General features: G+C 76.9%; 26 protein-coding genes. 8 read left to right on the top strand and 18 right to left on the bottom strand.

Annotation, left to right across the window (positions count from 1 at the left end):
- Window positions 1–52 precede the first annotated feature (52 nt).
- Together LO771_RS25085 and LO771_RS25090 are read right to left on the bottom strand one after the other, a co-directional pair.
- Window positions 53–1,564 (bottom strand): MFS transporter, encoded by a 1,512-nt coding sequence (locus LO771_RS25085; protein WP_230746743.1) that lies wholly within the window; start codon window positions 1,562–1,564, stop codon window positions 53–55.
- Window positions 1,565–1,603: 39 nt separating this feature from the next.
- Window positions 1,604–1,969: a nuclear transport factor 2 family protein gene (locus LO771_RS25090; RefSeq protein WP_230746744.1), complete on the bottom strand. Its 366-nt coding sequence runs from the start codon at window positions 1,967–1,969 to the stop codon at window positions 1,604–1,606.
- Between the two features lie 125 nt (window positions 1,970–2,094).
- Here LO771_RS25090 and LO771_RS25095 point away from each other — a divergent pair, with 125 nt between their 5' ends.
- Window positions 2,095–4,791, top strand: a complete 2,697-nt coding sequence (locus LO771_RS25095) for an AAA family ATPase (RefSeq protein ID WP_230746745.1) — start codon at window positions 2,095–2,097, stop codon at window positions 4,789–4,791.
- 54 nt (window positions 4,792–4,845) lie between these two features.
- On the opposite strand, the gene LO771_RS25100 is transcribed toward LO771_RS25095, so the two are convergent.
- From LO771_RS25100 to LO771_RS25115, 4 genes are all read right to left on the bottom strand, one after another.
- Complete coding sequence (locus tag LO771_RS25100) at window positions 4,846–5,694, bottom strand: putative protein N(5)-glutamine methyltransferase (RefSeq protein ID WP_230746747.1); 849 nt, start codon at window positions 5,692–5,694, stop codon at window positions 4,846–4,848.
- A 333-nt stretch (window positions 5,695–6,027) separates the two neighbouring features.
- Window positions 6,028–6,933: a GlxA family transcriptional regulator gene (locus tag LO771_RS25105; RefSeq protein ID WP_230746749.1), complete on the bottom strand. Its 906-nt coding sequence runs from the start codon at window positions 6,931–6,933 to the stop codon at window positions 6,028–6,030.
- Window positions 6,934–6,940: 7 nt separating this feature from the next.
- A complete protein-coding gene (locus tag LO771_RS25110) occupies window positions 6,941–7,552 on the bottom strand; it encodes a cysteine hydrolase family protein (RefSeq protein WP_230746750.1) in 612 nt (203 codons plus the stop codon).
- A 433-nt stretch (window positions 7,553–7,985) separates the two neighbouring features.
- Window positions 7,986–9,575 carry a Na+/H+ antiporter gene (locus LO771_RS25115; protein ID WP_230746823.1) on the bottom strand — a complete coding sequence of 530 codons (1,590 nt, stop codon included), beginning with the start codon at window positions 9,573–9,575 and terminating at the stop codon, window positions 7,986–7,988.
- Window positions 9,576–9,689: 114 nt separating this feature from the next.
- On the opposite strand from LO771_RS25115, the gene LO771_RS25120 reads away from it, so the two are divergent.
- The 3 genes from LO771_RS25120 (at window position 9,690) to LO771_RS25130 (ending at window position 11,572) form a co-directional block, all read left to right on the top strand.
- The gene (locus tag LO771_RS25120) at window positions 9,690–10,100 is read left to right on the top strand and encodes a hypothetical protein (RefSeq protein WP_230746752.1); all 411 of its coding nucleotides are present in this window, start codon (window positions 9,690–9,692) and stop codon (window positions 10,098–10,100) included.
- A 17-nt stretch (window positions 10,101–10,117) separates the two neighbouring features.
- Window positions 10,118–10,708 carry a DUF393 domain-containing protein gene (locus LO771_RS25125; RefSeq protein ID WP_230746753.1) on the top strand — a complete coding sequence of 197 codons (591 nt, stop codon included), beginning with the start codon at window positions 10,118–10,120 and terminating at the stop codon, window positions 10,706–10,708.
- A gap of 117 nt (window positions 10,709–10,825) precedes the next feature.
- Window positions 10,826–11,572, top strand: a complete 747-nt coding sequence (locus LO771_RS25130; protein ID WP_230746754.1) for a TetR/AcrR family transcriptional regulator — start codon at window positions 10,826–10,828, stop codon at window positions 11,570–11,572.
- Between the two features lie 94 nt (window positions 11,573–11,666).
- Here the strand turns inward: LO771_RS25130 and LO771_RS25135 are convergent, their stop codons facing one another.
- On the bottom strand, window positions 11,667–12,938 hold the full coding sequence (locus LO771_RS25135) for a GNAT family N-acetyltransferase (protein WP_230746755.1): 1,272 nt from the start codon (window positions 12,936–12,938) through the stop codon (window positions 11,667–11,669).
- 144 nt (window positions 12,939–13,082) lie between these two features.
- The gene (locus tag LO771_RS25140) at window positions 13,083–13,631 is read right to left on the bottom strand and encodes an ABC transporter substrate-binding protein (protein ID WP_230746757.1); all 549 of its coding nucleotides are present in this window, start codon (window positions 13,629–13,631) and stop codon (window positions 13,083–13,085) included.
- Between the two features lie 524 nt (window positions 13,632–14,155).
- Between LO771_RS25140 and dtd the strand changes: the two genes are divergently transcribed.
- Both dtd and LO771_RS25150 read left to right on the top strand, forming a co-directional pair.
- Complete coding sequence (gene dtd / locus LO771_RS25145) at window positions 14,156–14,581, top strand: D-aminoacyl-tRNA deacylase (protein WP_230746758.1); 426 nt, start codon at window positions 14,156–14,158, stop codon at window positions 14,579–14,581.
- Window positions 14,582–14,692: 111 nt separating this feature from the next.
- Window positions 14,693–15,376 carry an SIMPL domain-containing protein gene (locus LO771_RS25150; protein ID WP_230746760.1) on the top strand — a complete coding sequence of 228 codons (684 nt, stop codon included), beginning with the start codon at window positions 14,693–14,695 and terminating at the stop codon, window positions 15,374–15,376.
- Window positions 15,377–15,459: 83 nt separating this feature from the next.
- Here LO771_RS25150 and LO771_RS25155 read toward each other — a convergent pair whose 3' ends face one another.
- From LO771_RS25155 to LO771_RS25165, 3 genes are all read right to left on the bottom strand, one after another.
- Complete coding sequence (locus LO771_RS25155; protein WP_230746762.1) at window positions 15,460–16,425, bottom strand: folate-binding protein YgfZ; 966 nt, start codon at window positions 16,423–16,425, stop codon at window positions 15,460–15,462.
- Between the two features lie 86 nt (window positions 16,426–16,511).
- A complete protein-coding gene (locus LO771_RS25160; protein WP_230746764.1) occupies window positions 16,512–17,036 on the bottom strand; it encodes a Fur family transcriptional regulator in 525 nt (174 codons plus the stop codon).
- 174 nt (window positions 17,037–17,210) lie between these two features.
- Window positions 17,211–17,795 carry an FABP family protein gene (locus LO771_RS25165; RefSeq protein ID WP_230746824.1) on the bottom strand — a complete coding sequence of 195 codons (585 nt, stop codon included), beginning with the start codon at window positions 17,793–17,795 and terminating at the stop codon, window positions 17,211–17,213.
- Between the two features lie 331 nt (window positions 17,796–18,126).
- Between LO771_RS25165 and LO771_RS25170 the strand changes: the two genes are divergently transcribed.
- Window positions 18,127–18,489: a DsrE family protein gene (locus tag LO771_RS25170; protein ID WP_230746765.1), complete on the top strand. Its 363-nt coding sequence runs from the start codon at window positions 18,127–18,129 to the stop codon at window positions 18,487–18,489.
- Between the two features lie 66 nt (window positions 18,490–18,555).
- Here LO771_RS25170 and LO771_RS25175 read toward each other — a convergent pair whose 3' ends face one another.
- The 7 genes from LO771_RS25175 to LO771_RS25200 form a co-directional block, all read right to left on the bottom strand.
- Entirely contained in the window at window positions 18,556–18,756 is a 201-nt protein-coding gene (locus tag LO771_RS25175; RefSeq protein ID WP_230746766.1) for a DUF3099 domain-containing protein, read from the bottom strand.
- A gap of 187 nt (window positions 18,757–18,943) precedes the next feature.
- Window positions 18,944–19,234: a DUF1416 domain-containing protein gene (locus LO771_RS25180; protein WP_230746767.1), complete on the bottom strand. Its 291-nt coding sequence runs from the start codon at window positions 19,232–19,234 to the stop codon at window positions 18,944–18,946.
- 49 nt (window positions 19,235–19,283) lie between these two features.
- Window positions 19,284–20,123, bottom strand: a complete 840-nt coding sequence (locus tag LO771_RS25185; RefSeq protein ID WP_230746768.1) for a sulfurtransferase — start codon at window positions 20,121–20,123, stop codon at window positions 19,284–19,286.
- Between the two features lie 215 nt (window positions 20,124–20,338).
- Window positions 20,339–20,419, bottom strand: a complete 81-nt coding sequence (locus LO771_RS31720; RefSeq protein ID WP_374228240.1) for an Ms5788A family Cys-rich leader peptide — start codon at window positions 20,417–20,419, stop codon at window positions 20,339–20,341.
- A 276-nt stretch (window positions 20,420–20,695) separates the two neighbouring features.
- The gene (locus tag LO771_RS25190; protein ID WP_230746770.1) at window positions 20,696–21,409 is read right to left on the bottom strand and encodes a DUF2993 domain-containing protein; all 714 of its coding nucleotides are present in this window, start codon (window positions 21,407–21,409) and stop codon (window positions 20,696–20,698) included.
- 129 nt (window positions 21,410–21,538) lie between these two features.
- Window positions 21,539–21,808 carry a MoaD/ThiS family protein gene (locus LO771_RS25195; RefSeq protein WP_230746772.1) on the bottom strand — a complete coding sequence of 90 codons (270 nt, stop codon included), beginning with the start codon at window positions 21,806–21,808 and terminating at the stop codon, window positions 21,539–21,541.
- A gap of 43 nt (window positions 21,809–21,851) precedes the next feature.
- A complete protein-coding gene (locus LO771_RS25200) occupies window positions 21,852–22,763 on the bottom strand; it encodes an alpha/beta hydrolase (RefSeq protein ID WP_230746776.1) in 912 nt (303 codons plus the stop codon).
- A 450-nt stretch (window positions 22,764–23,213) separates the two neighbouring features.
- Between LO771_RS25200 and LO771_RS25205 the strand changes: the two genes are divergently transcribed.
- Entirely contained in the window at window positions 23,214–23,999 is a 786-nt protein-coding gene (locus LO771_RS25205) for a response regulator transcription factor (RefSeq protein WP_230746777.1), read from the top strand.
- Window positions 24,000–24,103: the final 104 nt, after the last annotated feature.

The raw sequence follows: 24,103 nt of genomic DNA on the forward strand, positions 1-24,103 counted from the left end.
CGGCGGCCCCTCCCCGGCCGGGGGGGGGCCGCCGCACACCCGCGGTCAGGGGTCAGGCCGTCCGGCGCGGGAGGAGCTGCACCAGTCCCGCCAGGACCAGCTCCAGCACCGCCAGGGCGGCCACGCTGTGCCCGAAGCCGGACACCGCACCGCCGGCGCCGTAGAAGAGCAGGCCGATCAGGGCGATCCCCAGGGCGCCGCCGACCTGCTGGACGGTGGCGATCACCCCCGCCGCGGAGCCGGCCAGCCGCGGGGCGACCCCGGCGAGCACCGTGGCGGTGACCGGTGCGATCACCAGGCCCATCCCGATCCCGTCGAGGAACAGCGCCGGCGCGAGCCACCAGACGCCGCCGGTGGTGCCGATCCCGTGTGCGGTCAGCTCCAGCAGGACCAGTCCGGCCGCCATCAGCACGGCGCCGAGGGCGATCGCCTGGCGGCCCAGGCGCTCCGCGACCAGGTGCGCCGTGGTGGAGGTGACGAGGTACCCGGTGCCGATGGAGACGAACAGCAGGCCGGAGCCGAGCGCGTCCAGGCCGCGGCCCTGCTGGAGGTAGAGCGCCAGGACCAGGAAGAAGGACGCCTGGCCGAGCCAGAAGGCCAGCTGGGCGAGGATGCCGACGGTGAAGGCCCGCTCCCGGAACAACCGGGTGTCCACCAGGGGGTCCCGGTCGCGGCGCCGGTGCTGGTGCGCCCCGAAGAGGGCGAGCAGCACGGCGGAGGCGCCCAGCGACAGCCGGGTCCACAGCGGCCAGCCCGTCTCCCGGCCCTGGATCAGCGGCAGCACCAGGGCGGTCAGCCCGGCCGTCAGGAGGGCGACGCCGCCGGGGTCGAGTCCCGGGCGCTGCGGCGCCCGGGACTCCGGCACGGTGCGGCGCACCAGGGCCAGGGTCGCCAGCCCCACCGGCAGGTTGATCAGGAAGCAGTTGCGCCAGCCCAGCCCGAGCAGGTCGGCCCGGATCAACAGGCCGCCGACGAGCTGCCCCAGCACGGCGCCGACCCCCATGGTCAGTCCGTACATCGCGAAGGCGCGGGCCTGTGCGGCGCCGGTGAACGCGGTCCGCAGGACGGCCAGCACCTGCGGTCCCATGAGCGCCGCCGAGGCGCCCTGGGCCACCCGGGCGGCCACCAGGGCACCCGCGGCGGGGGCCAGGCCGCAGGCCGCCGAGGCGGCGGTGAACAGCGCCAGTCCGAGGGCGAAGACCCGGCGCCGGCCGTACCGGTCGCCGAGCCGGCCCGCGGTGACCAGCCCGGCCGCGAGGGCCAGTCCGAACCCGGCGACCGTCCACTGGGCCGCGGCCGCCCCGGCGCCGAGGTCGGCCTGGAGGGAGGGGAGCGCCACGTTCACGATGAAGACGTCGAGCGCGGTCATGAAGGTCGCCGCCAGCATCACCGGCAGCAGGCCCCGGTGCTGCCCGCCGGCGGCGGCCGGGGGCAGCTCGGCGGTCGCGGTCGTGGTCGCGATCGCGGTCGTGGTCGCGATCGCGGTCGTGGTCGCGATCGCGGTCGTGGTCGCAGCCGGGACCGGGTCCGGGACCGCGGCCGGGGTGCGCAGGGGGGTGCTCATCTCCGGTTCTCCTTACGGGAGGGCGGGGGCGGGGGCCGGTCAGGCGGAGGGCACCCGGTCCAGGAAGCCGAACACCGAGGCGACGCGGCCCTCCGTGTCCGCGACCAGGACGTCGAAGCCGACGACCAGCGGTTCGCCGCCGGCGGGCCCGAGGTGCCAGGTGAACCGGGCCAGGTCGTGGTGGGTGTCGAACACCGGGCCGAGCGAGAAGGCGAGGCCCGGGAACTGCCCCTGGACGGCGCCGACGGTCGCGTCGAACGCCTCCCGTCCGACGGCCTCCCCCAGCGGGTCGGTGTAGGAGCCGTCCTCCGCCCAGAGGGCGTCGACCAGGGCGCGGCGGGCCTGCGGGTCGGTCTCGTTCCAGACGGCGAGGTAGCGCTCGACGAGGTTGCGGATGTCGCTCACGGTTCTGCTCCTTCGGTGGGGCTGCGGTGGTTCTCCTCGGTGTCCCTGCAGTCCACGACCGTAGGAGCGGCGGGCGGACCGCGAATCTGTCGGCTATCCGTCACCGACTGGGTAGGGTGCCGGTCATGCTGTACGGGAGGGCGGAGGAGCAGGCGGCGGTCGACCGGCTGCTCGCCGGGGCGGGGGACGGCCGCAGCGGCGTGCTGGTGCTGCGCGGCGAACCGGGCATCGGCAAGACGGCGCTGCTGGAGTACGCCGCCCGCGCGGCCGGGCCCGGCTTCCGGACCGTCCGTGCCGCCGGCGTCGAGCACGAGGCGGAGCTCCCCTTCGCCGGGCTCACCCTGCTGCTCACGCCCGGCCTCGCGCACCTGGCCGCCCTGCCGGGCCCGCAGCGCCGGGCCCTGGAGAGCGCCTTCGGGCTCGCCGGGCACGGCCCCGGCGACCGGCTGCTCACCGGCCTGGCGACCCTCGGCCTGCTGGCCGAACTCGCCGCCGGGCAGCCCCTGCTGTGCCTGGTGGACGACGCCCAGTGGCTGGACAGGGCCTCCGCCGAGGCGCTGCTGATCGCCGCCCGCCGGCTCCGGGCCGAGGGGGTCGTGCTGCTCCTCGCCGCCCGGGACGGCGAGGGCGCCTTCCCGGCGCCGGGACTGCCGGAGCTCAGGCTCGCCGGCCTGTCCGCCGCCGCCTCCGCCGACCTGCTCTCGGACCTCGGCACGGAGCCCGGCATCCGCCGCCGCGTCCTCGCCGAGGCGCACGGGAACCCGCTGGCCCTCACCGAACTGCCCGCCGCCCTGGCGCGGGAGCAGTCCGGGGCCGCCGACGGGACCCCCCTCACCCGGCGGCTGCAGAGCGCGTTCCACGGCCAGGTCGCGGGGCTCCCGGCCGCCACCCGGACGCTGCTCCTGGTCGCCGCGGCGGAGGAGAGCGGCGACCTGGGCGTCGTCCTGCGGGCGGCCGCCGCGCTCGGGTCGGGGGCGGAGGCCCTCGACCCCGCCGAGAGGGACGGCCTGGTGCGGGTGTCGGCGGACAGGAGACTGACGTTCCGTCACCCGCTGCTGCGCGCCGCCGTCCTCCGGGACGCCCCGACGGCCCGGCGGGCCGAGGCCCACCGGGCCCTGGGGGCCGCCCTGGAACCGGGCGACCGCCGCACCTGGCACCTCGCCCTCGCCGCCGCCGGCCCGGACGCCGCCCTCGCCGACGCGCTGGAGCAGGCGGCGCAGCGGGCGGAGGCCCGGGGCGGCCCGGCCGGCGCCGCCGCCGCGTACGAGCGCGCCGCCCGGCTCACCCCCGACCGCGACGGCGCCACCCGCCGCCTCGTCCTCGCCGCCGAGTCGGCCACCGAGGCCGGGGAGCCGGACCGCGCCGCCGCGCTCGCCGAGGAGGCCAGGGGACGCACCGCCGACCCGTTCGCGCTCGCCCTGGTCGACCAGGTCCGGGCGGTCGCCCGGTTCTGGCACGGCGACCACCCGGGCGCGTACCGGCTCCTGCTGGACGCCGCCGGCTCCGCCGTCGAGGCCCCGTACGCCGCCCGGATGCTGGTCCAGGCCTTCCACGCCGCCTGGTACCTCGGGGAGGACCGGCTCGGCACGGTGATGGACCGGATGGGCGCGCTGGAGCCGGCGCTGCCGGACGGCGACCCGGCCGCAGCCGTCCTGCGCCACCTGCGCGCCGCCGTCCTCCCCGTGCTCGGCAGGCCCGCCTCGGCGCTGCCCACGGCCGACTCGGTGCTCGCCGCCTGCCTCACGGCCGGCGGCGACCCGGTCGTCGACCTGCTCCAGGTCTGCGGCGCCGCCCTGATCCTCGGCCGCGACGACCAGACCCACGCCCTCGCCGCCGAGCTCACGGCCCGGGCACGGACCCGGGGCGCGGTCGGGGCCCTGCCGACCCTGCTGTTCTTCCTGGCCGAGGCCGAGCTCTTCCACGGCCGGCACCGGGACGCGGAGGCCACCGCCACGGAGGGCCTCACCCTCGCCCGGGACACCGGCCAGCGGCAGTGGGCCAGCCAGCTCCACGGCCTCCTCGCCCACCTCGCCGCCGTGGCCGGCGACGACGGGCGGTGCAGCGAGCTGGCCGCCCTCGCCCAGGACGGCCCCGGCGCCGGCCCGGCCGCCGGCCACCCCTGGGCCGCCTGGTCGCTCGGCCTGCTCGACCTGGCCCGGGGCCGCGCCGCCGACGCCGCCGACCGGCTCGCCGACCTCGCCGGCGGCGTCCACCGCCACCACGTCTCGGGCACCCGGTGCGTCCCCGACCTGGTCGAGGCCGCCGTCCGGCTCGGGGAGCCGGCCCGCGCCGAGGAGCCCTACCGGCGTTTCGCCCGCTGGGCCGCCGCGGCCGACCGGCCCTGGGCGCGGGCCCTGCTCCTGCGCTGCCAGGCGCTGCTCGGCCCGGACGAGCTGGCCGAGGACGGGTACCGCGCCGCGCTGGACCTCCACCGGGGCGGGGGCCGGCCCTTCGAGCAGGCCCGGACCGCGCTGCTCCTCGGCGAGTGGCTGCGGCGGCAGCGCCGCAGGACGGAGGCCCGCAGCCACCTGCGGGCCGCCCTGGAGGACTTCGAACTCCTGGGCGCCCACCCCTGGGCGCACCGGGCCCGCACCGAGCTCGCCGCCACCGGCGCCGGCGTGCCGGCCCCCCGCCCGGAGGGGCCGCTCGCCGCGCTCACCCCCCAGGAGCTGCAGATCGTCCGCCTCGCCGCCGAGGGGAACAGCAACCGGGACATCGCCGCCCGGCTCTTCCTCAGCCCGCGGACCGTCGGCTACCACCTCTACAAGGCCTATCCCAAACTGGGCGTCGGCTCCCGCACCGACCTGGCCGCCCTCCTGTAGGGGTCCGGCCCGGGCGGGGGCGCGCCCGGCCGGGCCCGGTGCGGGCGGCCCGCCTCACCCGGTGCGCCCGGCGGCCGGGGTGCCGACGACGACCGTGGCGTCCAGGTCGTCGCAGACGGCGGCCCGCGGGACGAGGCCGGCACGGGCGAGGGCCGCGGCGGTGTGCGGCGCCTGGCGTCCGCTCGTCTCGATCAGCAGGCTGCCGCCCGGCGCCAGCCACCTCGGCGCGCCGTCGGCCACCCGCCGCTGGACGTCGAGGCCGTCCGCGCCGCCGTCGAGGGCCACCCGCGGCTCGTGGTCCCGGGCCTCGGGGGGCAGCAGCCCGATCGCCCCGCTGGGGACGTAGGGGGCGTTGACGACCAGGACGTCGACGCGGCCGCGCAGCGCGGCGGGCAGCGGCCCGTACAGGTCGCCCAGGTGCACCCGGCCGCCGACCGCGGCGACGTTCCGGCGGGCGTACCGCACCGCGGCGGGCTCGATGTCGGCGGCGTGCAGCTCGACCGGACCCACGGCGGCGGCGAGCGCGGCACCGACGGCGCCCGAGCCGCAGCACAGGTCGACGACGACCGCGCCGGGCCGGGCGAGGGCGGCCGCCTCGCGGACGAGGAACTCGGTGCGGCGGCGGGGGACGAAGACGCCGGGGCCGACGGCGACCCGCAGGCCGCAGAACTCGGCCCAGCCGAGGACGTGCTCCAGCGGCAGGCCGAGGGTGCGGCGCTCCACCATGGCGGCGAGCTCGGCGGGGGTGCGCGCCGTCCCGGCGATGAGCCGGGCCTCCTCCTCGGCGAAGACGCAGCCGGCGGCACGGAGCGCGGCGACGGCGAAGGCCGGGGGCAGGGGCGCCCCGGGCAGGGAGGAGTCAGGCAGGGAGGAGTCGGGCAGGGAGGACGCGGGGTGCGACATGGAGGGCCTTCCGGGGTGCCGTGGGGCGCCCTCCCGGCCGCCTGCGTCGGTGCGTCAGGCGGTCCGCACGGTCGTGAGGGGAGAGCACCCGGTCTCAACAGCGGTAACGGGTCTCACCTCCTCCGACGGGGTCCACTTCCGGGAGCGGTGACACTACCAGAGCCGCACACCGGGTGACGGCCCGTCGCGGAGTGCTCCCGGAGCGGGCGGCGGCCGCCCCGGCCGCCCCGGCGGGCGCTGCGGCGGGGCACCCCGGTGCGGGGACGCGACCCGGCGGCGGGGACGCGGTGCGGCCCGGGACACGGGCTCCGCGCGGGCGGCGGCGCCGGACCGTCAGGCGCGGGCGCGCAGGCGGCGGAGCATCCGGGCGTCCTGGAAGCCGACGGCGCGGGCGGCGGCCTCCACGGTGGCGCCCCGGCCGATGAGGTGCTCGGCGCGCTCGGTGCGGAGCAGCTGCTGGTACCGGAGCGGGGTGAGGCCGGTGGCCTCGGTGAAGCGCCGGGTCAGGGTGCGCTCGCTGACGCGGGCGGCGGCGGCCAGGTCGGCAAGGGAGAAGCGGTCGGCGAACCGGGCGTCGAGGAGGTCCTGGACGCGGTGGACGGCGTCGCTGAGGTGGGCGCGGTGCCGCAGCATGGCGCTGGCCTGCTGCTCGTCGCCGTTGCGGCGGGCGTAGACCACCATCGCGCGGGCGACCCGGGCGGCGGCGCCGGGCCCGTGGCGGACGGCCACCAGGTGGAGGGCGAGGTCGATGCCGCTGGCGATGCCGGCGGAGGTGACGACCCGGTCGTCCTCGACGTAGAGCACGTCGCGGACGACGTGGGCGGCCGGGTGGCGGCGGGCCAGCTCGTCCTGCACGTCGTGGTGGGTGGTGCAGCGACGGCCGTCGAGCAGGCCGGCCCGGCCGAGGGCGTCGGCCCCGGCGCAGACGCTGGCCACGGTGCCGCCGGCCGCGTGGTGGGCGGCGAGGCGGCGCAGCGTGGCGGGTGCGAGCTCCCCGTGCCCGTGGAGGGTCGGCGCCCGCCAGCCGGGGACGACGACCAGGTCCTCGGGTCCGAGGGCGGGCCAGTCGGTGCGGGCCCGGACGGGCAGCCCCTGGGCGGTGGGGACGTCCTCCTGCTCGGCCGTGTAGTGCAGGCGGTAGCCGTGCCCGAGGTCCGCCGCGGTGGAGAACACCTGGGCGGGCCCGGCGAGGTCCAGCAGGTGCAGGCCGGGAACGAGCAGGAAGACGACGAGGGTCACGATCCGGTCAGCTCCCGGCGGCGGCCGCGACGGGCCGTACCAGTTCGTCGACGGTGGCGACGGCGGCGAAGCGCCCGGCGAGGGCGTACTCGGTGCGGGCGATGATCTCGGCCGTCCGCAGGGTGCGCGGGTCGGCCAGCAGTTCGGCGACGGTGCGGTCCTGCGGGGCGTCGCGGTGCGGGATGGGGAAGGTGGCGGTGGCGTCGACCGCGAAGACGACGTCGAAGCCGAGGTCGGCGGCGAGGCGGGCGGTGGTCTCGCAGCACTGCTCGGTCTGGATGCCGCAGACGGTGAGGCGGCGGATCCCCCGGGCGGTGAGCTGCTGCTGCAGGTTGGTCGTGGTGAAGGCGTTGCGGGAGGTCTTGGTGAGCACCGGCTCGCCCTCCCGCGGCTCCAGGCCGTCCATCAGCCGGACGTGGCCGGAGGCCGGGTCGAAGACCCCGCCGGTGCCGGGCTCGGCGTGCAGGACCCACACCACGAGGTCCCCCCGTCCGCGGGCGGCGTCGACCAGGCGGCCGACCTGCCCGGCGATGCCGGGGTCGGAGACGGCCTGCCACAGCGGGCGCTGCCGGAAGGACTCCTGGACGTCGACGACGATGAGTGCGCTCTGGTTCTCCATGCTCTCGATCCTGCTCCTCCGGGCGGCTCCGGGTAAGGCACCATCATGCTCCGGTCCGGACCGATCCGGTCAGGCCCTCTCCGCAGGGCTTCCCCGCCGGGCCTTGTCCGCCGGGCCGGCTCCGGTCAGGCCGCCGCGGGCAGGCCGCCGCGGGCAGGTCGTCAAGGATCGCCCGCCCGTCCGCCCGGACGGCGCCCGGCGGCTCCGACCGGCGGCGGCCGGCGCGTGGTCGCGCGGCGTCCGGCGAGGAGCCCGGCGGCGAAGGGCAGCGGCCCGGTGCGGACCGGGGCGGTGCGGGCGTCGGCGGCGCGCAGCCGCGTGCGGACGGGTCCGGGTTCCACGAGGGCGGCCCGGCCGGGTCCGCCGGGCACCACGAGCACGTCGGGCCGGGGCACGTCGGCGAGGGCGGCGGCGGCGGCCCGGGCGGCGCCCGTCAGTGCCGCGCGCTGCGCAGGTCCAGGGCCCGCAGCACCCGGTCGACGAGCTCCGGGTCCGCGCCGGGCTCGCTCCGGGCGGCCTGCATCTCCCGCCGGGAGGCGGAGAGCATCTCCTGCTCCACCTCGCGGAAGCGGTCGGCGTAGGCCTTGCGCTCGTGCGCGGCGGCCCGCTGCCCCTCGTCGTACGTCTCCGGGAGCGCCCGGACGAGGCGGTCGCGCTGGCGGCGGCGCAGCCGCTCCACGATCTCCTCGGGCAGCTCCCCGTCGGCGACCAGCTCCTTGAGGCGGACCAGGCCGGCCCGGCTGGCGCGGTGCCACAGCTGCCGTTCGGCGAGATCCTCGGCGTCGGTGTCGGCGGTGACGCCGAGGCGGCGCACCAGGTAGGGCAGGGTGAGGCCCTGGACCAGCAGGGTGAAGAGCACGGTGGAGAAGGCCACGAAGAGGATCCGGTCGCGCTCCGGGAAGGCGCCGCCGCCGTCGACGGTGCGGGGGATCGCCAGGGCGAGGGCGACCGAGGCCACGCCGCGCATCCCGGCCCACCACATGACCACCGTCTCCCGCCAGGTCACCGGCTCGTCCTCGCGGGTGCTGCGGTCGCGGTCCAGGTTGCGGGAGACCCAGGCGGCGGGCAGCAGCCACAGCAGCCGGACCAGCACGACCACGGCCAGGACCGCCGCGGCGTCGCCGAGCATGCCGTGCCAGGAGCTGCCGACCGAGGCCATCACGGTGTGCAGCTCCAGGCCGATCAGCCCGAAGGCCATGCCGGTCACCAGCAGTTCGACGACCTCCCAGAAGGCGGTGCCGGTGAGGCGGTAGGAGACGTCGTCCTCGTCGCCGGCGTGCGCGCCCAGGTGGAGGGCGCAGACGAGGACGGCGAGCACCCCGGAGCCGTCCAGCTGGTCGGCGAGCACGTAGGCCGCGAACGGCACCAGCAGGCTCAGCCCGACCTGGAGGGTGGCGTCGCCCAGCAGCCCCATCAGCCGGGTGGTGGCCCAGCCGAGGCCCCAGCCGACGGCGAGGGCGATGACGGCGGAGAGCACCAGCCGGCCCAGCGCCTCGGGCGCGGAGAAGGTGCCGGAGACCGCGGCGTCGATCGCCACCCCGTAGATCACCAGGGCCGTGACGTCGTTGAAGAGCCCCTCGCCCTCCAGGACGGAGACCAGGCGGCGCGGCAGGCCGACGCTGCCGGCGACGGCGGTGGCGGCGACCGGGTCGGGAGGGGAGACCACGGCGCCGAGCGCCACGGCGGCGGCCACCGGCACCCCGGGGACGAGGGCCTGGAAGACCTGGGCGACGACGGCGGTGGTGACGAGGACCAGCGCGACGGCGAGCAGCAGGATCGGGCGGACGTTGGCGCGGAACTGCCGCCAGGAGGTGCGCTGGGCGGCGGCGTAGAGGAGCGGGGGCAGGACCAGCGGCAGGATCAGGTCCGGGTCGACGTGCACGTCGGGGACGAACGGCAGCAGCGCCAGCACCACGCCCAGGGCCGTCATCAGCACGGGGGGCGGCAGCTTCAGCCTGCTCCCGACCGGCACCGACAGGATGCTCGCCAGCAGCACGACGAAGAGCAGGGTGAGCTGGTCCATGGTGATCGGCTTCCCCGGCGCGGGTCCCGCGAACCCCGTCTTGAACATGTTCAAAAACAGGTCTACAGTCCTGCCCACCGCAGTTTTGAACACGTTCGAAACGGAGTGGTTCCCATGGACCTGACAGTCGTCAGCTACGCCGTCTACCTGCCGGCCGCCACCGGCCTCACCGTCTGGGTGGCCCGCACCCTCAGCAGGCACGGCCGGCTCTTCCTGGCCGACGTCTTCGGGGGCGACGAGAAGCTGGCGGACGCCGTCAACCACCTCCTGGTGGTCGGCTTCTACCTGCTCAACCTGGGCTTCGTCGCCCTGTGGATGAAGACCGGCAGGAGCATCGGGAGCATCACGGGCGTCTTCGACTCCCTCTCGGTGAAGCTCGGCACCGTCCTGCTCGTCCTCGGGGCCCTGCACCTGGTCAACGTGTACGCGCTGACCCGCATCCGCCGCCGCGGCCTCATGGAGCACGAGCAGCGCCCGCCGGTGCGGCCGCAGGGCTGGACGGCCCAGGCCGCCCCCCAGCTCTGAGCAGCGGAGGAGCCGCCGTGCACCCCGCCGCCCACACCCCGGACCCGCAGCGCCCGGACCCGCAGTACCCGGACCCGCGAGCACCCGCGGCCGCCGCGCCGGACGGAGCGGGCACGCCGGGCGCGTCGGGCGCACCGGGGCCCGCCGCACCGCCGCCGGTCCGCCGGCTCACCGTGCTCCACGACCCGGGCTGCCTGCTCTGCCGCCATCTCGGCGCCTGGCTCGCCGGACGGCGCCAGCTGGTCCCGCTGGAGTTCGTCACCGTCGCGTCGGCCGAGGCCCGGCGGCGCTTCCCGGACGTGGACCACGACGCCTCGCTCGGCGAGATCACCGTCGTCGCCGACACCGGCGAGGTGTGGACCGGGCCCCACGCCTTCGTCGTCTGCCTGTGGGCGCTGGCGGACCACCGCCCGCTCGCCCGCCGGTTGGGCTCCCCGGCCGGGCTGCCGTTCGCCCGGGGCGCGGCGTTCGCCGCCTCGAAGTACCGGGCGGCGACGCGCGGGAGGGCCGTACCGGGTGCGCAGGGGGCACCCGGTGCGGCGCCCCGCGGCCGCGGGGGCCTCCCGGGCCCCGGCTGCGGGGACGGCTCCTGCCGCACGCCGGGCTAGGCTCGACCACTGTGGACGACGCAGCACCCTCCGGCCGCGCGGCCCCTGACCGAGCAGAGCGGGCGGCCTGCGGGCACCACGGCGTCCGGGCCCGCAGGGGCGTCCGGGCCCGCAGGAGTGCCGGGCGCACCCGCGCCCGCGGACCCCGTCGGGGGACGGGCCCGCCCGAAGACCGGGAAGAGCGAGCAGACCCGGGCCCTGATCCTGGAGACCGCGATGCGGCTCTTCCGGGAGCGCGGGTACGACAGGACCACCATGCGCGCCATCGCCGGCGAGGCCGGGGTCTCCGTCGGGAACGCCTACTACTACTTCGCGTCGAAGGAGTCCCTCATCCAGGGCTTCTACGACCGGATGACGCACGAGCACGCGGCCGACGCCCGGGTGCGGATGGCCGGGACGGCCGACTTCGCGGAGCGGCTGCGGATCGCCCTCGACTCGTGGGTGGACTGCGCGGCCGACTACCACGGCTTCGCGGCCCAGTTCTTCCGGACCGCGGCGGACCCCGACAGCCCCATGAGCCCCTTCTCGAACGAGTCGCACCCGGCCCGCGCCACGGCCGTCCTGCTCTTCCGGGAGGTCCTGGACGGCTCGGAGCTCGGCCCCAAGCTGGACGAGGAGCTCGACGAACTGCTGCCGGACCTGCTCTGGCTGCACCTGATGGTCGTGGTGCTGTACTGGGTCTTCGACCGCACGGAGGACACCTGGCGCACCCGGGCCTTCGTCGCCCGCTGCGCGCCGTTCGTGGCGAAGATGGTCGGCCTGTCCCGCTACCGCGTCTTCCGCCCCCTGGTGCGCGAGGCCACCGGCATGGTCCGGGACTTCGTCCTGCCGACCCTCGGCAGGGCGGCGCCCCCGGCCGGCTGACCGCCGCGCCGGCCGGCGCGGCGGTCACGGCACGGCGGTCACGGCACAGCGGTCACGGCGCGGCGGTCACGGCGCGGCGGTCACGGCGCGGCGGTCAGAAGATGTCGGGGCACCAGGGCCGGAACGGGGTGCGCAGCGTGAGGTCGGCCCGCGCCGCGGCCCCCGGCACCAGCTCCTCGACCAGGCCGGCGGCGGCCAGTCGCGGGACCGTCTCGCCGCCCAGGTGGAGCGAGGACAGGGCGGCAACGCCGAGCGCCAGGTCGGCCGGGTCGGCGGTGCGGGTGCAGATGCCGGTGCCGTCGGCGGCGGTCTCCAGGGCCCAGCGGCCCGCCGCCCAGCCGTGGGGGTCGGACACCTCCATGACGACCCGGCCGGGCGCCCCGTAGGTGCGCGCGCCGAAGGCGGCGGGCACGTCCAGCACGCGCAGCCACAGGAAGTCGCCGCTGGTCGCGGTGGAGCGGGCGGCGCGCGGGTCCTCCAGCAGCAGCGGGAGCGGGTCGTCGGGGGCGAGGTCGCGGACCTCGACGCGGCGCACCCAGTCGACCGAGAGGACGAACCGCCACAGGGCGGCGGCCGCGGCCCGGTCCAGGGCGACGTGGTCGCGGACCACGAGCGTGCAGTCGGGGCGCTTGCCGTCCCAGTCGTCGGTCACCGTGTAGGTGACCATGCCGGTGACGTCGCCCGCGGCGTCGCGGTGGAGGGCGGTGAACGGCTCCTTCCAGTCGGAGCCCGGGTGCCGCAGGTCGCCGGTCCGGAGCCGCCAGAACGTCTCGCGGCGCTCGATGGCCCCGGGCCGGGTGCGGCGGTACCGCTCGAAGAGGGCCGGGCCGAGCGTCCGGACCTCCTCCGGCGTGGCCAGGTCGATCCGGCCGGCGCCCTCGCCGGGCACGGCGCGCAGGCCGCCCGCGCGGGCGAGGTCGATCTCCAGGCCGCCGCAGCGGGTGGCCGGCCCGAAGCCGTACCGGCCGTAGATGCCGTACTCGGCGGCGACCAGGATCGCCACCGCGTCGCCGCGGCCGACGGCGGCCTCCAGGTCGCGGGCCATCATGCGGCGCAGCAGGCCGCGCCGGCGGTGGGTGGCGGTCACGGTGACGTTGCTGATCGCGTCGGCCCGCACCACCGCGCCGCCGGGGACGGTCAGCTCGGTGGCGAAGCTGCGGAAGGTGCCGACGCAGCGGTCCCCGTCGTAGGCGCCGAGCGAGCGTCCGGGCTCGAAGAACGCGCGGCGGAACTCGGTGCCGTCCTGGCCGCCGGACCGCAGGAAGCCCGCGTTCACCGCCCGGTCCCAGCCGGGCAGGTCGTCCTCGGTGATCTCGCGGATGTCGATGCCGGACCGGCCGTCCGGACTGCTCGTCTGCATGGCCATGGGGGCACCGTACGGCGCCGCCCGGACGGCGGCACGCGGTTTTCCGCGGCGCCCGGTCCGGCACCGGGCCGGGACCGGGCAAGGAGGGTCCGGCGGCGCGGGGGACGGCCGGTGCGGCCGGTGCGGCCGGTGCGGCCGGTGCGGTCAGCCTCCCGCCAGCAGGTCGTCGACCCGGGCCTCGCCCTCGCGGTAGCGCCGGGTGATCTCGGCGCTGCAGCGGTCCACCGTGCGCTGCAGCGCCTGCCGCCGGTGGGAGACCTCGCGCTCGTACCCGGCCAGCCGCTCCAGCGCGGCGGCCAGCTCCGGGTCGCCGTGGGCCGCGAGGTCGGAGAGCCGGACGTCGCCCATCAGCTGGTCGGCCTCGCAGCCGTAGCGCTCGCCCCGCGGGGTGGCGAGCGTGACGTGGCGGGCGCTGCGGAACCGGCCGGGGCCGTCGGCGAGGATCTCCGGCAGCCGGTCGACGAGGGTGTCGGCGGGCTGCGGGTCGTGCGGGTCCTGCGGGCCGCCGGAGCGGCGGGCGAGCTCCGCCCGCAGGATGTCGATCCGCCCCTGGAGCAGGCGGCGCAGGTAGGAGAGGTCGGCCTCGTCCTCCTGGGCGCTGCGTCGCAGGGCCCGCAGCTCCTCCATGCCCAGGTCGGCCTCGCCTCCGGCCGCCCGGGCCGCCGCGCCGTCGGGCCCGCTGTGCTCGTCCATCAGCCACCTGCTGTCTGTCGTCGTCCCCGGCGTGTCCCCCACCCGCTCACGTACGGCGGGGACCGGTGGTTCCCCGCCGGGTCGTCCGGCACCCGTCCGGACGACGGGCGGCGCCCCGGGACGGCCGTGGCGCGGGCGGCAGCAGGCCCCCGGCCCGGTGCCGGGCGGGAGCGGTGCGGATGCGGGTGCACGGCCGCATGCCGCCGGACCCCCGTTCGCTGCCCGCATGCTGCCATCCGGGACACGCGGCCCGCACCGCCGGTGCACCCGATCGGACCTCTGGCGAATGCCCCTGGCTAGTACGACGAACAGACCGCCCTGCACGTGCGGCTCCGCGCCGGGCGCGCACGGCTCTTGAAGGGGCGCGCACGCGCGGAGAGCGCCCCCGGCGTCCGCCGCCCGCGCCTCCCCGGCGCAACCGGGACGGGGGGCGACCGGGACGGGGGGCGACCGGGACGGCGGCGGGGCGGGCAACGGCGGGAGGCGTACGCCGGGCCGGATCCGCGCCCGGGGACAATGGGGCCATGCGTGCAGTGGTGCAGAGGGTGACCGAGGCGAGTGTGGCCGTGGACGGGGAGACCGTGGGGTCGATCCTGGGACCGGGGCTCTGCGTGCTGGTGGGGGTGACCCACGACGACACCCCGGAGCAAGCCGCGCAGCTGGCCCGCAAGCTCTGGTCGCTGCGCGTCCTGGAGGGCGAGAAGTCCTGCTCCGACCTGGGCGCGCCGCTGCTCGTGGTCAGCCAGTTCACGCTGTACGGCGACGCCCGCAAGGGCCGCCGCCCCACGTGGAACGGCGCGGCCCCCGGCCCCGTCGCCGAGCCCCTGGTGGACGAGGTCGTGGCGCGGCTGCGGGCCCTGGGCGCCACGGTCGCCACCGGCCGGTTCGGCGCCGACATGAAGGTGTCCCTGGTGAACGACGGGCCCTTCACGGTGCTGCTGGAGATCTGACCCGCCGCCGGCGCACCCCGCCCCGGACCGGCGGGCGGTGCGCCGGACAGGCCCGCGGGGGAGGTGCGAGACTGGCGGCCGGTCCCGTCGAGCCGCCCCGGGAGGCAGCCCATGACGTCCGCACCGCCCCCCACCGTCGCCGTGCGCGGCGAGGCCGAGCTGGAGGTCGACCCGGAGCTGGCCCGGCTCCTGGTCACCGTCTCCGCCCGCGACCGGGACCGCGGCCGCACCCTGGCGCGGCTGACCGAGCGCCTGGACGCGCTCCGCCGCCACATCGCCTCCTTCGGCGCGGCCGTGGAGCGGGCCGACACCGGCTCGCTCTGGGTGCAGCCCGAGTACCGGGACACCAAGCGGCCCGGGGAGCGGGTGAGCGGCTACCGCGGGAGCGCGGAGCTGCGGATCACCGTGGTGGAGTTCGGGGCGCTGGGCGAGCTGCTGCTCGGCATCGCCGACCGGGAGCTGACGGTGGTGGCGGGCCCCTGGTGGGGGCTGCGCCCCGACAGCCCGGTCCACCGGCAGGTCCGCGAGGAGGCGGTGCGGGCGTCGCTGGAGCGGGCCCGGCAGTACGCGGCGGCGCTGGGCTCCTCGCTGACCGGGCTGGTGGAGCTGGCCGACCAGGGGCTGGGCGGCGGCGGTCCGGAGCCGGTCGCGTACGGCGGCCCGGCGGGCATGATGCGGGCGGCGGCCCCGGCCGGCGCGCCGCCGCTGCCCCAGCTGGAGCTGGAGCCGGTCAAGCAGCGGGTGCGGGCCACCGTGGAGGCCCGCTGGACGATGAGCCCGCCCGCCGACCTGTGACGGCCCGCCGGTGACGGCCCGCCCGGGCCGCCCCGGCGGTCACCGCCGTCCCGGCTGTCACGGCCGTCCCGGACGGCCGGCCGTCACTGCGGGACGACGACCTCCTGGCCGGCCGGCACCGTACCGGCCAGCAGGACGGCGTCCACGGGGGTGTTCCGCTTGACCAGGGCCAGCGCCACCGGTCCCAGCTCGTGGTGGCGGGCGGAGGAGGTGACGAAGCCGACCGGGCGGCCCTCCGGGCCGTCGGCGGCGAGGCGGACCTCGGCGCCGTGCGGCGGCAGCACCTCCTCGGTGCCGTCCAGGTGCAGCACCACCAGCCGACGGGGCGGCCGGCCCAGGTTGTGGACCCGGGCCACCGTCTCCTGGCCGCGGTAGCAGCCCTTCTGCAGGTGCACGGCGGTCCGCAGCCAGTCCACCTCGTGCGGGATGGTGCGGTGGTCGGTCTCGAAGCCGAGCCGGGGCCGGCGGGCCTCGATCCGCAGCGCCTCGTACGCCCAGACCCCGGCGGGCTCGCCCCAGCCGCGCGCCAGGCCGGCCAGGTCCGCGCGGGGGACGAACAGGTCCCGGCCCCACGGGGTCTCGCGGACGGCCGCCGCACCCTCGGCGGAGGCGGTGGAGCCGGCCGGCAGGTGGGCCACGGCGTACTCGGCGGTGGCGTCGGCGACCTTCACGCGGTGGAAGAAGACCATCGACTCCAGGTACGCGACCAGCGCGCCCTGGGTGCCGGGCTCCACGTGGGCCCAGGTGGTGGTGCCGTCGTCGACCAGGTAGAGGGCGTGCTCCACGTGGCCGTGCGGGGAGAGGACCAGCGCCTCCACGGCCTGCTGCGGCGGGAGCTCGCTGACGTGCTGGGTGAGCAGCAGGTGCAGCCAGGTCAGGCGGTCCTCGCCGGTGACGGTGACGACGCCGCGGTGGGAGAGGTCGACGAAGCCGGATCCGGAGGCGAGACGCCGCTGCTCGCGGAAGAGGTCGCCGTAGTGGGCGGCGACGCCCTCGTCGGCTCCTTCGGCGGCGACGGCACCGGGCAGGGACAGCAGCGGGCTCCTCATGCCCCCACCTTACGGCGGCGGCGCCCCCGCGCGGAGGGGCGTCCCCCGGCGTGCGGGCCAGCCCCGGCCGGCCCGCTCCCGCGGGGTCACTCCGGCGGGGTGTCGTGAGGGACGTTCTGCGGGTGGGCGTCCTGCGGGTGGGCGTCCTGCGCGCCGCCGGCCCCGCGGCGGCGGGCGGTGCATCCGGCGCAGCGGCCGAAGATCGCGAAGTGCTGCATGTCGGTGTCGAAGCCGTGCTCCGCGCGCAGCCGGTCGACCAGGGGCGCGGCCACCGCCGTGTCGGTCTCGGTGACCCCGCCGCAGTCGCGGCAGACGAGGTGCATGTGGTGGTGGCGGTCGGCGAGGTGGTACGTCGGCGCCCCGTGTCCCAGGTGGGCGTGGGAGACCAGGCCCAGCTCCTCCAGCAGCTCCAGGGTGCGGTACACGGTGGAGATGTTGACGCCGCTGGCGGTGCGGCGGACCTCGGTGAGGATGTCGTCGGGGGTGGCGTGGTCGAGGGCGCCGACCGCCTCCAGGACGAGCTGGCGCTGCGGGGTGAGGCGGTAGCCGCGGGTGCGCAGCTCGGTCTTCCAGTCGGTGGGGCTGTGCTGGTCGGTGCCGGTCCTCGCCACGGTCTCCAGTCCCTCGCGTCTCGGTCCCTCGCGTCCCGCGCCCCGCGGGCCGGGGTCCGGCCCCCAGTGTAGGGAGGGGCCCGGGTCCGGGGGAGCGGCCGGACGGCCCGTCCTGCGCCGGGCGCGTCCCGTGCGGGACGCGCCGCGGGGCGCGGGGGGGGGGGGGCGGGCGGGTCAGCGGAAGAAGGCGATGCCGTCGTCGGGCAGGTCCGCGATGTCCTCGATCAGCTTGGCCGGGTTGAGGACCTTCTTGAGCTGCGCGGACATGTACGGGCGCAGCGGGACCTCGGGGGCGGCCTTCTCGCCGACCCACATCAGCTCGCCGTTGACCAGGCCGTACAGCCGCTTGCCGCCGGTGTACGGGGCCGCGGACGCGGTGCGGGCCACGGCGTCGGTGGCGACGTCGATCTGCGGGCGGCCGTCGGCCATCTCGCCGTACCAGATCTCGATGACGCCCTCGTCGCGGACCATGGAGACCTCGACGCCGCGGACGCCGCTCGCGCCCTGGGCGTTGCTGGTGATCCGCCAGAAGCCGGACTCGTTCTCGAGCGGACGGGCCTTGTTGCCCTCGGCGTCGAGCACCCAGGTGCGGGAGCGGTACTCCAGGAACGCGCGTCCGTCGTGGCGGAAGATCACCTCCTGGCCGAAGTTGCACTTCTCGTGGCCGGGGAAGTCGAAGACGCCCGCCCCCTCCCAGGTACCGAGGAGGAAGGCGAGGGGGACGACGTCCTTGTGGAGGTCGGAGGGGATCTCGATCATGGTCCTGGTCAAGCCTCGGGTGTCGCGGGCGGGGTTCGGAGGGCGGCGCGGGGCCACCCCCCACCGTACCCCGGTGTCAGCGCTGGCCCTGGTAGAGCTTCAGGACGGCGAAGACCGCGAACCAGACGATGGCCACGGCCACCACGGCGAGCAGGGCGGAGTATGCGATCTCAAGCACCTCTGTGCTCCTCAAGGCGTCGACGGTGAGCGTACGGCTGCACCTGGCAGTCTAGTGTCCGGCCGTCGCGGGGCCGCCGTGAGGGCCGCCCCGGACGGTCGGCGCCGCCCGGACACCGCCGGGCGGGCCGGACGGCGAGGCGAGGAGCGGGCAGTGGCGAGGAAGCTGGTCATCAAGATCACCGCGGGGGCGGACGCGCCGGAGCGCTGCTCGCAGGCGTTCACCGTGGCGGCGGTGGCGGTGGCCAGCGGAGTGCAGGTCTCCCTCTGGCTGACCGGGGAGTCGGCGTGGTTCGCGCTGCCGGGCCGGGCGGCGGAGTTCGAGCTGCCGCACGCCGCGCCGCTGCCGGACCTGCTGGACGCGGTGCTGGCGGGCGGCTCGGTGACGCTCTGCACCCAGTGCGCGGCGCGCCGGGGGATCACGCAGGACGACGTGGTGGAGGGGGTGCGGATCGCGGGGGCGCAGGTCTTCGTCAGCGAGGCCGTCGAGGACGGCGTGCAGGCCCTCGTGTACTGACCTCCCCGGCGGTCCCGGCCGGGCGCGCCCCCCACGGGCGCGCCCCCGCCGGGCCTCCGGCGGGCCTCAGCGCTCGTCCCACCAGCGGTCGTCGGGCCCGCGCCGGTTGGCGACGACGGCCGCGCACGGCGGGATGACCATCGCCACCACGCACATGGCGATGGCCGCGGGCACCGACCAGAGCCGGACCACGGCCCAGGCCAGCACGAAGAGGGTCACGCACGTGCCCATGAGGGCGAAGTAGAGGTGCCGCCGTCGCGCCTGCATGCCCCCCACCGTACGCGCCGGGGCCCCGCGGCCCCCAGGGCCGTACGGGGCCCGGGGGGGGCCGGACGTGCCGGGGCCCGGCCGCGGATCGCTCCGCGGCCGGGCCCCGGTCCGGCCGCACCGCCGCCGCACGGACGGCGGCGGGCCGGACGGCGTCGGCCGGACGGCGTCGGTCAGACGGCGTCGGTCAGACGGCGATGGCGACCTCGGTGAAGGCGCCCTGCTGCGCGACGACCTTCCGGTCCACGCTCGCGCCGGGGACGAGCGCGCGCAGGGTCCACGTGCCGGGGGCCGCGAAGAAGCGGAACTGCCCAGTCGCCGAGGTCGGGACCTCGGCCGTGAACTCGCCGCCCTCGTCGAGCAGGCGCACGTAGCCGTTGACCGGCTCGCCGTCGCGGGTCACCGACCCCTGGATGATCGTCTCACTGGCCACGTCGACTCCTGCCAGCTCGGGCCCGCCGGCCTTCGCACCGCACATGTGCTGTTCTCCTCAGTGGTGGGGTGGGGTGGGGTGGGACGGGGACGGGCTACTTGCCGGAGCCGAGCTCGATCGGCACGCCGACGAGGCTGCCGTACTCGGTCCAGGAGCCGTCGTAGTTGCGGACGCTCGACTGGTCCAGCAGCTCGTGCAGCACGAACCAGGTGAGCGCGGAGCGCTCGCCGATGCGGCAGTAGGCGATGGTGTCCTGCGACAGGTCGACGCCCTCGGCCTCGTAGAGGGCCTTGAGCTCCTCGTCGGACTTGAAGGTGCCGTCGTCGTTGGCGTTCTTGGACCACGGGATGTTGCGCGCGCTCGGCACGTGGCCCGGGCGCTGCGACTGCTCCTGCGGGAGGTGGGCCGGGGCGAGCAGGCGGCCGGAGAACTCGTCGGGCGAGCGCACGTCGACCAGGTTGGCCGAGCCGATGGCAGCGACCACGTCGTCGCGGAAGGCGCGGATCGAGGTGTCCTGGGCCTTGGCCCGGTACTCGGTCGCGGGGCGCTCGGGCACCTCGGCGACCAGGTCGCGGGAGTCGAGCTCCCACTTCTTGCGGCCGCCGTCGAGGAGCTTCACCGACTCGTGGCCGTAGAGCTTGAAGTACCAGTACGCGTAGGAGGCGAACCAGTTGTTGTTGCCGCCGTAGAGGACGACCGTGTCGTCGTTGGCGATGCCCTTCTCCGACAGGAGCTTCTCGAAGCCGGCCTGGTCCACGAAGTCGCGGCGGACCGGGTCCTGGAGGTCCTTCCTCCAGTCGATCCGGACCGCGTTGCGGATGTGGTTCTTGTCGTACGCGGAGGTGTCCTCGTCGACCTCGACGATGACGACCTTCGGGTCGTCCAGGTGGGCCTGGACCCAGTCGGCGTCGACCAGGACGTCGCTGCGGCTCATGGTGTCTTCTCCTCCGGGGCAGTTGCGGAAGGGGGTGCGCGGGCCGCTGCGCCGCTCCGTGTCCGGCAAAGTGTCCGGATGCCGGGACGGTGCGGGTGGGGCCGGCGGTGGTCGGTGGTGCGGCAGGCCTGCGCGGCCGGGAGCCCGGCGGACCGGGTCGTCGCCGGCCGCCGGCCCGGACGGCAGGGCGGGGAAAGCCGGGAGATGCCGTCCGGTCAGGGCATTCGACACAGGCAGGCGGACACGCGGCACAGGTCGACCGCCCGCCGCTTCGTGAGGTCCGCCTGTCGCTTCATGCCGTCGATGCTAGGGACCGACGGCGCCGCGTGTCATCGGTGTATCGAATGGCGAGACGGATGCGTTCACATGGTGGTACCGGCGGCGGATCCGCGCAGGGCCCGCCGTCCGGACCGCCCCGCCCGCGCCCCGCCGCCCGGCGCAGCGGCCCCGGGGCGGGGCGGAACGCGGCGAAGCGCAGCGGGGCGGGGCGGGACAGAACGTGGCGGAGCGCAGCGGGGCGGGGCCGGGCAGGACGAGGCAGACAGAGCAGGGCCGGGACGGGACGGCCCGGGTCAGCCCGCCAGGTCCACGTCGTGCCCGGCGAAGCCGATGGCCACCCCGTCCGGCCGCGGGTCCAGCGAGGTGAGGGAGAGTCCGACCGGCAGCCCGCTGAGCTTCTGCGAGGTCGCGAAGAGCGAGCTGAACGCCGCGTCCAGCCCGGGGATGGAGCCGAGGTCCACGCCGGTGCCCAGCGCGTTCACCTTCAGGCCGCCGACCCGGACGGTGTCCCCGCCGCTGACCGAGAGCTGCGCGGTGGCGCTGCCGTCCACCGCGCCCAGCGGCGTGTCGACCTTGCCGGAGATCTTGATCCGCCCGTTGCCGCCGTAGCCGACGGTGGCGTTCTTGTTGCCGATCAGCGAGGTGATGTCGGCGTAGGAGATCACGGCCGTGCCGTCCGCGGCGTCCGCCGTGGCCGAGGAGAAGCTGCTGTTGACCCGGACCCCGGTGATGTGCGCGGAGAAGCTCTTCAGGGTCGCCCGCCGGCCGCCGCCGCTGATCTCGATGCCGTCGGCGGAGAGCTTCACGCTGTCCAGCTTCTTCGCCAGCACCTGGGTGAGGAAGGGGAAGCCCTCGATCTGCACGTCGGGCTTCGTGCTGAGCCCCTTGCGGTTCTGGATCTGCTCGGCGACCTTGTCGTCCGCCACCCCCACGGCGACCCGGTCGGCAGCCACGAGGAGTCCGACCAGGATCACGAGCGCGATCGTCAGCTTGGGCAAGGCGCGCATGGGGCTCCCTCGGTGGGTTGCGTCGTCGTCGGTTTCGGACGCCCCGCCCGGAGGCGCGGTTCCGCCGAGCGGCCCATCATGCCGTACCGGTCCGAACGGCAGTGCGTCCCCGAACCGCCGGGCGGGCCCTCAGCCGCCCGCGAACGGCGGCAGCACCTCGACCGTGCCGCCCTCGGCCAGCGCCACCGCGCCGTGGTCGCGGCCGCCCACCGGGTCGCCGTCCACCAGGAACGAGCAGTGCGCCAGGACACGCGCGAAGCGCGGCCGGTCCGCGTGCCGCTCCCGGGCCTGCTCCAGCGCCTCCGCCAGCGTCGCGGCCCGGTACGGCTCCTCGGCCGTGCCCGCCTCGGCCTTCGCCGCCGCCCAGTAGCGGATCGTGCCCGCCGGTGCCTCCGTCATGGCTCCCCTCCTCCTCGCCGCCCGCCGCCGTCCGGGCCGGCCCTCACGCGCCGCCGCCCGCCGCGTCACGCCGTCCATCATGGCCTGCCGTGCGCCCGGCCCCCGCCGGGGCCGGCTCCCCGGCCGCCGCCGCCCGCTCCGCGAGCCGGCCGGCGATCCGGTGCAGCAGCTCCTCCCCCGCGGAGTTCTCGGCGTGGCCGAACCCGGGCTCGATCCACAGCTCGGACTCCGTGCCCGCCGCCCGCGCCGCCCCGTGCAGTGACCTCGGGTGGTCGAGCGGGAAGTACGCGTCCCGGTCGCCGTGCACGACCAGCAGCGGCACCGCGCCCAGCATCCCGGCCGCCTCCACCGGCGGCACCGGCACCTCGGCCCAGTCCCGCGGATCGATGCGGGTGCCCAGGCCGTGCCGGGCCACCGCGCGGCCCAGCGGGTGCATCACCACCCGGTGCAGCCGCCGCATGGGCGCCGTGCCGCGGTAGTACCAGCGTGCGGGGGCGCTCACCGCGGCCACCGCCGCCACCCCGCCGTACAGGGCCGCGTGGCGGACGACGACGGCGCCGCCCATGGAGAAGCCGACGGTGGCGATCCGCCGGTACCCGAGCGACCGGGCCCAGGCCGCCGCGGCCTCCAGGTCCAGCACCTCGCGGTCGCCGACCGTGGACAGGCCACCCGAACGGCCGTGTCCGCGGAACGAGAACGCGACCACCCCGCCGTGGTGCGAGAGCACGCCGACGGCGCGCCGCACGGCCGGGCGCTCCACCGCCCCGGTGAACCCGTGCGCGACCACGAAGGCCGTACCGGAGCCGCCCGGGGCGGCCCCCGGGAGGGCGCGGGCGGGGGTGTGGACGGCGTGGACGCGCGTGCCGTCGGCCGCGGTCAGCAGCGCCTCCGCGGGCGCGCTCCAGGCGCCCGCACCCCAGGAGACCCCGGCACGGACCTTCGCGGTGGGTGTCATGTCGGCTATTCTCGTTCCCGTGAAGGATCCGGGCAGAGTCGCCCCCGGGTCCTTTCGTGCTTTGAGGACGCCAGCACGGACGTCCGGGAGCGCGGCACCCGCCCGTGCCGCCGCGCCCGGGCGGACCGGCCGCCACCGCACGACGGAGTGCACCCGGCGGTCGGACACCGAGCCGATCCCGCCCCGGGCCGCCGCCCGGTACGGGGCCCTCCTCCCCGCTCCCGCGGGAGGGAGGGCAGGACACCGGAAGGGTCGTTGGATGGCAGGCGGAGCAGGGAGCAGACGCCGAGGGTCGCGGGACCCCCGGCCCCGTCCCGTCCCCGCCGCGCGCCGCGCCCCCCGCCGGCCGTCGGCCGCCTCCGCCCGCATGGCCCTCGCGCCTGTGTCCACCGCCTGCGGCGGCAGCGGACCGGAAGCGACCGCGACGACCCGGAAAGGGGACTGCCGGGTATGAGTTCACTGCTCCTGCTGACCAACGCCCTCCAGCCGTCCGCCGAGGTGCTGCCCGCCCTCGGCCTGCTCCTGCACAGCGTCCGGGTGGCCCCGGCCGAGGGCTCCGCCCTGGTCGACACCCCCGGCGCCGACGTCATCCTCGTCGACGGGCGGCGCGACCTGCCGCAGATCCGCAGCCTGTGCCAGCTGCTGCGGTCCACCGGCCCCGGCTGCCCGCTGATCCTGGTGGTCACCGAGGGCGGGCTGGCCGCCGTCACCGCCGAGTGGGGCGTCGACGACGTCCTGCTCGACACGGCGGGGCCGGCCGAGGTCGAGGCCCGGCTGCGCCTGGCCACGGGCAGGCTCCAGATCACCTCCGACGACAGCCCGATGGAGATCCGCAACGGCGACCTGTCGGTGGACGAGGCCACCTACTCGGCGAAGCTCAAGGGCCGGGTGCTGGACCTCACCTTCAAGGAGTTCGAGCTGCTGAAGTACCTGGCGCAGCACCCCGGCCGGGTCTTCACCCGCGCCCAGCTGCTCCAGGAGGTGTGGGGCTACGACTACTTCGGCGGCACCCGCACGGTCGACGTCCACGTGCGGCGGCTGCGGGCCAAGCTCGGACCCGAGCACGAGCAGCTGATCGGCACGGTGCGCAACGTCGGCTACCGCTTCGTCGTGCCGGAGAAGGGCGACCGGTCGGCCGCCGACCGGACCTCCGCCGACCGGAGCTCCGCCGACCGGGCCTCCTCCGACCGGACCGACGCGGAGGAGCAGCAGGCCGGAACGCCCCGCCGGGCCTGAACGGCCGCGGCCGCGCAGGCCCGGAGCGGCCGGGCGCCCGGGGGAGGGCGCCCGGCCGGCGGGCCCGCCGGCCGGAGCGGCCCACCGGTCCCGGGCCCGCCGCC

The sequence above is a fragment of the Streptacidiphilus sp. ASG 303 genome (assembly GCF_020991365.1).
In the GTDB taxonomy this organism is placed as follows: domain Bacteria; phylum Actinomycetota; class Actinomycetes; order Streptomycetales; family Streptomycetaceae; genus Peterkaempfera.